Annotated in this window: 9 protein-coding genes; 7 read left to right on the plus strand and 2 right to left on the minus strand. The window is 73.6% G+C overall.

Annotated elements, in window-relative coordinates:
• The first annotated feature begins 7 nt into the window (after positions 1 to 7).
• The 6 genes from LPA27_RS05390 to LPA27_RS05415 are packed head-to-tail and all read left to right on the plus strand — an operon-like array spanning position 8 to position 7,393.
• Positions 8 to 1,573, plus strand: a complete 1,566-nt coding sequence (locus LPA27_RS05390; protein WP_228941770.1) for an ABC transporter ATP-binding protein — start codon at positions 8 to 10, stop codon at positions 1,571 to 1,573.
• On the plus strand, positions 1,570 to 2,793 hold the full coding sequence (locus LPA27_RS05395; protein WP_228941771.1) for an ABC transporter permease: 1,224 nt from the start codon (positions 1,570 to 1,572) through the stop codon (positions 2,791 to 2,793). Before LPA27_RS05390 ends, LPA27_RS05395 begins: the two co-directional genes overlap by 4 nt.
• Positions 2,790 to 4,118 (plus strand): ABC transporter permease, encoded by a 1,329-nt coding sequence (locus LPA27_RS05400; RefSeq protein ID WP_228941772.1) that lies wholly within the window; start codon positions 2,790 to 2,792, stop codon positions 4,116 to 4,118. Before LPA27_RS05395 ends, LPA27_RS05400 begins: the two co-directional genes overlap by 4 nt.
• Before the next feature lies 1 nt (position 4,119).
• A complete protein-coding gene (locus LPA27_RS05405) occupies positions 4,120 to 4,545 on the plus strand; it encodes a cytidine deaminase (RefSeq protein ID WP_056863872.1) in 426 nt (141 codons plus the stop codon).
• A gap of 56 nt (positions 4,546 to 4,601) precedes the next feature.
• Entirely contained in the window at positions 4,602 to 5,888 is a 1,287-nt protein-coding gene (locus LPA27_RS05410) for a thymidine phosphorylase (RefSeq protein WP_056903694.1), read from the plus strand.
• Positions 5,885 to 7,393, plus strand: coding sequence for a fused MFS/spermidine synthase (locus tag LPA27_RS05415; RefSeq protein ID WP_228941773.1), 1,509 nt, complete (start codon positions 5,885 to 5,887; stop codon positions 7,391 to 7,393). The genes LPA27_RS05410 and LPA27_RS05415 overlap by 4 nt, the downstream gene beginning before the upstream one ends.
• A gap of 16 nt (positions 7,394 to 7,409) precedes the next feature.
• Here the strand turns inward: LPA27_RS05415 and LPA27_RS05420 are convergent, their stop codons facing one another.
• On the minus strand, positions 7,410 to 7,865 hold the full coding sequence (locus LPA27_RS05420; protein ID WP_056863875.1) for a MaoC family dehydratase: 456 nt from the start codon (positions 7,863 to 7,865) through the stop codon (positions 7,410 to 7,412).
• 118 nt (positions 7,866 to 7,983) lie between these two features.
• On the opposite strand from LPA27_RS05420, the gene LPA27_RS05425 reads away from it, so the two are divergent.
• Positions 7,984 to 9,090: an adenosine deaminase gene (locus LPA27_RS05425; RefSeq protein ID WP_056863876.1), complete on the plus strand. Its 1,107-nt coding sequence runs from the start codon at positions 7,984 to 7,986 to the stop codon at positions 9,088 to 9,090.
• Here the strand turns inward: LPA27_RS05425 and LPA27_RS05430 are convergent.
• A complete protein-coding gene (locus LPA27_RS05430) occupies positions 9,063 to 9,356 on the minus strand; it encodes a hypothetical protein (RefSeq protein ID WP_228941774.1) in 294 nt (97 codons plus the stop codon). The two genes, LPA27_RS05425 and LPA27_RS05430, sit on opposite strands and share 28 nt — an antisense overlap.
• Positions 9,357 to 9,501 lie beyond the last annotated feature (145 nt).

Genomic DNA, 9,501 nt, shown 5'->3' on the forward strand with positions numbered 1-9,501 from the left:
GGAGTAGATGGAACTCGAGATCAGGGGCCTGACCAGGCGGTTCGGCTCCTTCACCGCCAACGACGGCATCGACCTCACGATCAGGCCCGGTGAGATCCACTGCCTGCTCGGCGAGAACGGCGCCGGCAAGTCCACGCTGATGAACATGCTCTACGGCCTGCTCGACCCCTCCGAGGGCGAGATCCTGGTCGACGGGGAGCCGGTGGCCTTCGCCTCGCCGGCCGACGCCATCGCCGCCGGCATCGGCATGGTGCACCAGCACTTCATGCTCGTGCCGCCCTTCACCGTCGCCGAGAACGTCATGCTCGGGCGCGAGCGCACCCGCGGCCTCGGCGTGCTCGACCGCAAGGCCGCCTCACGGCTGGTGCGCGAGCTCTCCGAGCGCTACCGGCTCGCCGTCGACCCCGAGGCCCTCGTGGAGGACCTCCCCGTCGGCGTGCAGCAGCGCGTCGAGATCATCAAGGCGCTGGCCAACGAGGCGAAGGTGCTCATCCTCGATGAGCCGACCGCGGTGCTGACCCCGCAGGAGATCGACGAGCTCATGGGCATCATGCGCGAGCTGCGCGCCCAGGGCACCTCGATCATCTTCATCACCCACAAGCTGCGCGAGGTCCGCGCCGTCGGTGACCGGATCAGCGTGATCCGCCGCGGCAAGGTCGTCGGCACCGCCGAGCCCACCGCCAGCGAGGCCGAGCTGGCCGAGATGATGGTCGGCCGCTCCGTGCAGCTGGTCGTCGACAAGGCCGCCGCCGCGGTCGGCGAGCCGGTGCTGGAGGCCCGCAACGTCACCGTCATCGACCCCCGCGGCCACCAGGTCGTCAAGGACGTCTCCTTCGTCGCCCGCGCCGGTGAGGTGCTCGGCATCGCCGGCGTGCAGGGCAACGGGCAGACCGAGCTGATCAAGTCACTGCTCGGGCTCGTGCGCCCCGACGCCGGCGAGATCTGGCTCGACGGGCGCGACATCAGCCGCCACGGCCCGCGCCAGAGCCTGGAGGACGGCATCGGCTACGTGCCCGAGGACCGCTCCCACGACGGCTACGTCGGCTCCTTCAGCGTGCGCGAGAACCTCGTGCTCGACCTCTTCCGCAGCGAGCAGTTCGCCAGCGGCCCCGCGCTGCGACTGGGCGCCATCGAGGCCAACGCCCGCCAGCGCATCGAGGAGTTCGACATCCGCACCGAGACCATGGAGACCCCCGTCAGCGCGCTCTCGGGCGGCAACCAGCAGAAGGTCGTCGTGGCCCGGGAGTTCTCCCGCCCGCTCAAGGTGCTCATCGCCTCCCAGCCCACCCGCGGCGTCGACGTCGGCTCCATCGAGTTCATCCACAAGCGCATCGTCGAGGAGCGCGACAAGGGCACGGCGGTGATCATCGTGTCGACCGAGCTCGACGAGGTCTTCGCGCTCTCCGACCGGATCGCGGTCATGTACGACGGCCGCATCGTCGGCACCGTCACCCCCGACATCCCCCGAGAGGAGATCGGCCTGATGATGGCCGGCGCCACGGACACCGACCAGACCGGGGCCACCAGCGCCACCGGCGCCGGCACCCACGGCACCGGGGGAGGAGCGGCATGAGCGACCCGCAGAAGGGCCCCGCCGCCCCGCCCGTCGTCGACCCCGACCGGGTCGACCCCCACGAGGCCGCCGCGGCCCCGCGCCGGCGCTTCGACGCCTCCGCCTTCGTGCCGACCGTCGTCGACAGCGTGCTGGCCGTCGTGCTCGCGCTCGTGGTCGGCGCGGTGCTCATCGTGTTCTCCACCGAGCGCGTGCTGGGCTCGCTGCCGTACTTCTTCAGCTACCCCTGGGACTTCTTCCGCTTCGCCGGCGAGGCGGTCGGCGACGGCTACGCCGCGCTGGTCAACGGCTCGCTCGGCGGCGCCGACGCCCTCACCCGCACCCTCAACCGCGCCGCCCCGCTCATCTGCGCCGGCCTGGGCGTGAGCCTGGCCTTCCGTGCCGGGCTGTTCAACATCGGCGCCCAGGGCCAGATGCTGGTCGCGGGCCTCGCCGCGGGCTACGTCGGCTTCACCTGGGACCTGCCCACCGGGCTGCACGCGCTCGTGGCGCTGCTCGCGGCGCTGGTGGCCGGCGCGCTGTGGGGCGGGGTGATCGGGCTGCTCAAGGCCCGCACCGGCGCGCACGAGGTGATCACCACGATCATGCTCAACAACGTCGCCCGCTTCGTGGTGCTCTACTTCCTCGGTCTCGAGGCCTTCCAGCGCCCCAACAGCGACAACAAGCTCTCCCCGCCGGTCGACGACAGCGCGACCTTCCCCGCGATCGGCAACCTGCACCTCGGGATCGTGCTGGCCGTGCTGGCCGCCCTCGTCGTGTGGTGGCTGCTGGAGCGCAGCACGCTGGGCTTCGAGATGCGCGCCGTCGGCGCCAACCCCGACGCCGCCCGCACCGCCGGCATGAGCGTGCCCCGCGTCTACGTCACCGCGATGACGCTGGCCGGCGTGCTGGCCGGGCTGGCGGTCACGATGACGGTGCTGGGCCAGCAGAACTCGGTGACCGACCAGGTCGCCGGCACCGTGGGCTTCGACGCCATCACCGTCGCCCTGCTGGGCCGGGCCACCCCCGTCGGCACGGTCCTGGCCGGTCTGCTCTTCGGGGCGCTCTCGGCCGGAGGCCTGTCGATGCAGGGCGCCGCCGGCATCGCCCCGGAGCTCTCGCAGGTGCTCCAGGCGCTCATCGTGCTGTTCGTCGCCGCACCGGCCCTGGTGCGCGGCATCTTCCGGATCAAGGGACGCGGGCAGGGCTCCAGCGTCGAGGCGAAGGGATGGGGAGGATGAGCGTCGTCGACGCCCCCGCACGCAGCGAGGCCCCTGAGGAGCAGGTGCGCGACCGGGCCGACGTGCGCCGTCAGGTGCGGCTGGTGGTGGTCTTCGCCCTGGCCGCCGCGATGGTGCTGCTCTTCCGGCTCACCACCGACAGCTTCTCGGTCACCTACCTGCTCGAGGCCCAGCGCTCGGCCGACAGCCAGCCGCGCTCCCTCGACGGCTCCCTGGTGAACTGGGTGGCCCTGGTGCTCGCCCTGGCCGGCGTCGTGCTCGCCGCCCTCAACCGCGTGCCCCGCGGCGGACTCGGGCTCCTGCTCTACGTCCTGGTCGGTCTGTCGTTCTACGTCGCCTTCATGGCGTGGGCCTTCGCCGACCAGGGCGAGGGCTTCCAGGCCTCGATCTCCAACCCGATCCCCGGCACGATCAGCATCGCCACCCCGCTGGTGCTCGGCGCACTGGCCGGCGTGGTGTGCGAGCGGGCCGGCGTCATCAACATCGCCATCGAGGGCCAGTTCCTCGCCGGCGCCTTCTCGGCCTCGCTCTTCGCCAGCATCGCGCTGTCGTCGCTGGCCTTCATCCCGCTGTGGCTGTGCGCGCCCTTCGGCCTGCTCGGCGGCGCGCTCGCCGGCATGCTCGTCTCGGCGATCCTGGGTCTCTTCGCGCTGCGCTACCAGGTCAACCAGGTCGTGCTCGGCGTCGTCATCGTCGCCTTCGCCACCGGCCTGACCGGCTTCCTGCTGGGCCAGATCCCCAGCGAGAGCACCGGTCGCCTCAACAACCCCGACCCGCTCGAGCCGCTGGCCGTGCCCGTGCTCAGCGACATCCCGGTGATCGGCCAGGCGCTCTTCGAGCAGACGATCCTGGTCTACCTCACCTACGCCGCGGTCGTGGTCGTCGCGCTGCTGCTCTTCCAGACCCGCTGGGGCCTGCGGGTGCGCGCGGTCGGCGAGCACCCCAAGGCCGCCGACACCGTGGGCATCAAGGTCAACCGGCTGCGCTGGCAGGCGGTGCTCCTCGGCGGCCTGCTGGCCGGGCTCGGCGGCGCCTACTACACCGTCGGCAGCTCGGGGGCCTTCGACAAGGAGATGTCGGCCGGCACGGGCTTCATCGCCCTCGCCGCGGTCATCATGGGTCGCTGGCACCCGGTCTGGGCCGCGCTGGCCGCGGTGTTCTTCGGGTTCATGCGCAACCTCGGCACCCAGCTGAGCCTGGTCGACCGGATCCCCGGCGACCTGATCGGCGCCCTGCCCTACCTCGCCACCGTCATCGTCGTGGCCGGCTTCGTCGGACGGGTGCGTCCACCCGCCGCCGACGGCGAGCCGTTCGTGAAGGCCTGACGTGGCCGCCCCCGACGTCCCGGACTCCCCGGACTCCCCGGACGGGTTCGACTGGGCGGCCCTGCGGGCCGTCGCGGTCGAGGCGGCGACGCACGCCTACGCCCCCTACTCCCGCTTCGCGGTGGGCGCGGCGGCGCGGGTCGACGACGGGCGCACCGTGGCCGGCTGCAACGTCGAGAACGCGGCGTACGGCGTGACGCTGTGCGCGGAGTGCGGCCTCGTGGGCCAGCTGCACCTGACCGGCGGGGGCCGGCTGACGCACTTCGTGTGCGTCAACGGCGACGGCGCGGTCATCATGCCGTGCGGCCGCTGCCGCCAGCTGCTGTTCGAGAACGGCGGTCGTGAGCTGCAGCTGTGGACCGTCTCCGGGCTGCGCACCATGGCCGAGGTCCTGCCGGATGCCTTCGGACCCGACGACCTGTCCTAGGGTGCCGGTCCCAGCCCAACGGTGACGGCGACGGAGCCGTCGACAAGGAGCCCCACGTGAGCAAGCACGACGCGGTCGAGGTCATCACGACCAAGCGCGACGGCCAGCGCCTCAGCGACAGCCAGGTCGACTGGGTCGTCGACGCCTACACCCGCGGCGAGGTCGCCGACGAGCAGATGTCGGCGCTGGCGATGGCGATCCTGCTCAACGGCATGGACCGCGCCGAGATCGCCCGCTGGACCGCCGCGATGATCGCGTCGGGGGAGCGCATGGACTTCTCCTCGCTCTCGCGGCCCACGGCCGACAAGCACTCCACCGGTGGCGTGGGCGACAAGATCACCCTCCCGCTCGCCCCGCTCGTCGCCGCCTGCGGCGTGGCGGTGCCGCAGCTCTCGGGTCGCGGCCTGGGTCACACCGGCGGCACCCTCGACAAGCTCGAGTCGATCCCCGGCTGGCGCGCGGCGCTGTCGAACGAGGAGATGATGGCCCAGCTGGAGTCGGTCGGCGCGGTCATCTGCGCCGCCGGCGACGGGCTCGCCCCGGCCGACAAGAAGCTCTACGCCCTGCGCGACGTCACCGGCACGGTCGAGGCGATCCCGCTCATCGCCTCCTCGATCATGAGCAAGAAGATCGCCGAGGGCACCGGCGCCCTGGTGCTCGACGTCAAGGTCGGCACCGGGGCGTTCATGAAGTCCGTCGACCGGGCCCGCGAGCTGGCGGAGACGATGGTCGCCCTCGGCACCGACGCCGGCGTGCGCACGGTCGCCCTGCTCACCGACATGTCGACCCCGCTCGGCCTGACCGCCGGCAACGCCCTCGAGGTGGGCGAGTCGGTGGAGGTCCTCGCCGGTGGCGGACCCGCCGACGTCGTCGAGCTCACCGTCGCGCTGGCCCGCGAGATGCTCACCGCGGCCGGCGTCACCGACGTCGACCCCGCCGACCGGCTCGCCGACGGGTCGGCCATGGACGCCTGGCGGGCCATGGTCGCCGCCCAGGGCGGCGACCCCGACGCCACGCTGCCGGTGGCCCGCGAGCAGCACGTCGTCACCGCCCCGGCCGACGGTGTCCTCAGCCGCCTCGACGCGATGGCCGTGGGCATGGCCGCGTGGCGCCTGGGTGCGGGCCGTGCCCGCAAGGAGGACCCGGTGCAGGCCGGCGCCGGGGTGGTGTGGCACGCGCGCCCGGGCGACGCCGTGCGCGCGGGCGAGCCGCTCCTCACGCTGCACACCGACGAGCCGGCCCGCTTCGAGCGCGCCCTGGCCTCGCTGGAGGGCGGCTACGACGTCGTGCCCGCCGGCACCGAGGTCGCCGTCGGCCCGATCGTCATCGACCGCGTGGGATGACCCCCGACCCCGCCGGCACCCCTGCCGGCACCCCGGCCACGGGCCTGGGCCCGCGCGCCGCGGGCGCGCTGGTCTTCGGCTCCTCGGCGGCCGTGCTCGTGGTCGAGTTGGTGGCGCTGCGGCTGCTGGCGCCCTACCTCGGGCTCACCCTCGAGACCAACACCGTGGTCATCGGGATCGCGCTCGCCGCGATCGCCCTCGGCTCCTGGGCGGGCGGTCGCGCCGCCGACGTCGTGGACCCGCGGCGCACCCTCGGCGCGCTGCTGGCCGTCTCGGGGGTGGTCGTGGCGCTGACCCCCCTGCTGGTGCGCAGCGCCGCCGAGCTCGACTCGGGCGGACTGCTGCTGCCGACCGCGACGCTGACCATCCTCGTGCCCGGCGCCCTGCTGGCGGCGGTGACGCCGATGGTGACCAAGCTGCGGCTGACGACCCTGGCCGAGACCGGCACGGTCGTGGGCCGGCTCTCCGGGCTCGGCACCGCCGGGTCCATCGCCGGCACGGTCGTGACCGGGTTCGTGCTGGTCTCGACGGTGCCGGTCAGCACGATCCTGGTGGGTCTCGGCGTGCTGCTCGTGCTCGCGGGGGTCGCGGCCGACTGGCGCGTGCGCGGCTGGCGCGCCGGCGCGGCCGCCCTCGTGCTGGTCGGCGCCGCGGGACTCGGCGCCGCGGTGGCCCCCGGCGGCTGCGACGTGGAGACGACCTACCACTGCGCGGTCGTCGAGGACGACCCCGAGCGTCCCGACGGACGGGTGCTGGTGCTCGACGGGGTGCGCAACTCCTACGTCGACCTCTCCGACCCGACCTACCTCGACTTCGAGTACGTGCAGGCCGCGGCCACGGTCATCGACACCGCCTTCCCCGCCGGCGAGGCGCTCGAGGCCTTCCACCTCGGCGGCGGCGGGCTGACGCTGCCGCGCTACCTCGCCGAGGTCAGGCCCGGCACCTCGAGCGTGGTCTCCGAGATCGACGCGGGGGTGATCGAGGTCGACCGCGACCGGCTCGGGCTCGAGACCGGCCCCGACCTCGAGGTGCGTGTCGAGGACGGGCGCCTGGGCCTCGACCGGCTCGCCGACGACAGCCGCGACCTCGTGGTGGGCGATGCCTTCGGAGGGGTCTCCGTGCCGTGGCACCTCACGACGGTCGAGGCCGTCGACGACGTTCACCGTGTGCTGCGGTCCGACGGCGTCTACGTCATGAACCTGATCGACCACGGCCCGCTGGCCTTCGTGCGGGCCGAGACGGCGACGCTGCGGGAGGTCTTCGACCACGTCGCCGTGCTCGCCCGGCCGGCGGCCTTCGCGGGCACCGCGGGCGGCAACGTCGTGGTCGTCGGCTCCGACCGGCCCCTCGACCTCGCGGCGCTGGCGGCGGGCCTGGAGCTCCGCGACCTGGGGTGGGAGGTGCGCGCCGACGCCGACCTCGACGCCTTCACCGGCGACGCCGACGTGCTCACCGACGCCTTCGCCCCGGTCGACCAGCTGCTCACGCCGTACGGCAGCGCCTGAGCGCCGCCGCGCGGGCTCAGCCCTCGAGCAGGAGGACGACGGTCTCGGCCACGCAGGCCGGCTTGGGCTCGTCCTCGATCTCGACGACGTGGCGCAGCGTGATCTGCTTGCCGGCCGGGAGGTCGGTGACCTCGCCCATGGTGACCGTCAGGCGCACCCGCTTGCCCACGCGGAGCGGGTTCGGGAAGCGGACCTTGTTGACGCCGTAGTTGAGCTTGGCCCCGGGGGTCTCGAGGGCGAAGACCGAGGACCCGAGCCACGGGATCAGCGAGAGCGTGAGGTAGCCGTGGGCGATGGTGCCGCCGAAGGGGCCCTCGGCCGAGCGCTCGACGTCGACGTGGATCCACTGGTGGTCGCCGGTGGCGTCGGCGAAGGTGTCGACGCGCGCCTGGTCGATCTCGACCCAGTCGCTGGTGCCGAGCTCCTCGCCGGCGGCGGCGGAGAGCTCGTCGAAGGTGCTGAAGGTGCGCATGGGGGGCCTCTCGTGGCGGGTGGCGGTCGTGGCGCCGGCCGCGACCGGACACCGTCTGGGGACCCTAGCGCGCCACCCGGCGCTCCGGTCGCGGGTGGCGGTGCGGGAGGATCGGGGGGTGACCGCACCGACCGCACCGACCGCCCGCCCCACGCCCACCCACGACCAGGTGCGGCGCGCGCCCAAGGTGCTGCTGCACGACCACCTCGACGGTGGTCTGCGCCCCCAGACCATCCTCGAGCTGGCCGCCGAGGTCGGCCACGCGCTGCCCGCCGACTCCGCGGAGGCGCTCGGGGCGTGGTTCGCCGAGTCGGCCGACTCCGGGTCGCTGGTGCGCTACCTCGAGACCTTCGACCACACGGTCGCGGTCATGCAGCACGGCCCCGCGATCACCCGGGTCGCGCGGGAGTGCGTCGAGGACCTGGCCGCCGACGGCGTGGTCTACGCCGAGGTCCGCTACGCCCCCGAGCAGCACGTCGACGCCGGGCTCACCCTCGACGAGGTCGTCGCGGCGGTGGCCGAGGGCTTCGCGCAGGGTGTCGCCGCCACCGGCGGGCGCATCGTCGTGCGCCAGCTGCTCACCGCGATGCGCCACCAGGCCCGGTCGATGGAGATCGCCGAGCTCGCCATCGCCTGGCGCGACCGCGGTGTCGCCGGCTTCGACATCGCCGGGGCCGAGGCGGGCTTCCCTCCCACCCGCCACCTCGACGCCTTCGAGTACCTCCAGCGCGAGAACGCCCACTTCACCATCCACGCCGGCGAGGCCTTCGGGCTGCCGTCGATCTGGGAGGCGATCCAGTGGTGCGGCGCCGACCGGCTCGGCCACGGCGTGCGCATCGTCGACGACATCGCCGTCGCCGACGACGGCTCGGTCACCCTGGGCCGGCTGGCCTCCTACGTGCGCGACCAGCGGATCCCGCTGGAGATGTGCCCGGCCTCCAACGTGCAGACCGGCGCGGCGGCCTCGATCGCCGAGCACCCGATCAAGCTGCTCACCGACCTGCGCTTCCGGGTCACCGTCAACACCGACAACCGGCTGATGAGCCGCACGTCGATGACCGCGGAGATGGCCTCGCTGGTCGACGCCTTCGGCTACGGGCTCGACGACCTGCAGTGGTTCACCGTCAACGCGATGAAGTCGGCCTTCCTGCCCTTCGACGAGCGCCTCGCGATCATCGACGGCGTGGTCAAGCCCGGTTACGCCGCGCTGGCCGCCGAGGCCTGAGCCGACCGCGTCGGCAGCACCGCGAACCAGGGTCGCCGCCAGCGGCCGAGGGGGAGTGCGCCGTCGGCGTAGGCGTCGCGGGTCAGGGTGCGCACCGTGCCGGACCCGGGGTCGTAGACCCCCAGGCGGGCCGCGGGCCCGTCGCCGTCGCGTCCCACCGCGAGCAGCACGTGGCGCGGCAGCCACCGGTCGCCCACGTAGAGCGCGGCCGGGCCGTGGCCGACCGCGCGCAGCAGGTCCTCGAATCGGCCGCGGGCGCGGCGCACCCCGTGGGGGCCGCGGGGCAGCGCGCGGGCGACGGCCCACGGGGGAGTGCCGACGGGGGTGCGGGTCGTGTGCCCTGGAAGCAGAAGTAGGCCTTGGCCTCGGAGTACGTCGCGGTCAAGCACCGCTGGCGGCTCAGCGTCGACG

This window comes from Nocardioides sp. Leaf374 (assembly GCF_916862475.1).
GTDB classification, from domain to species: Bacteria; Actinomycetota; Actinomycetes; order Propionibacteriales; family Nocardioidaceae; genus Nocardioides; species Nocardioides kribbensis.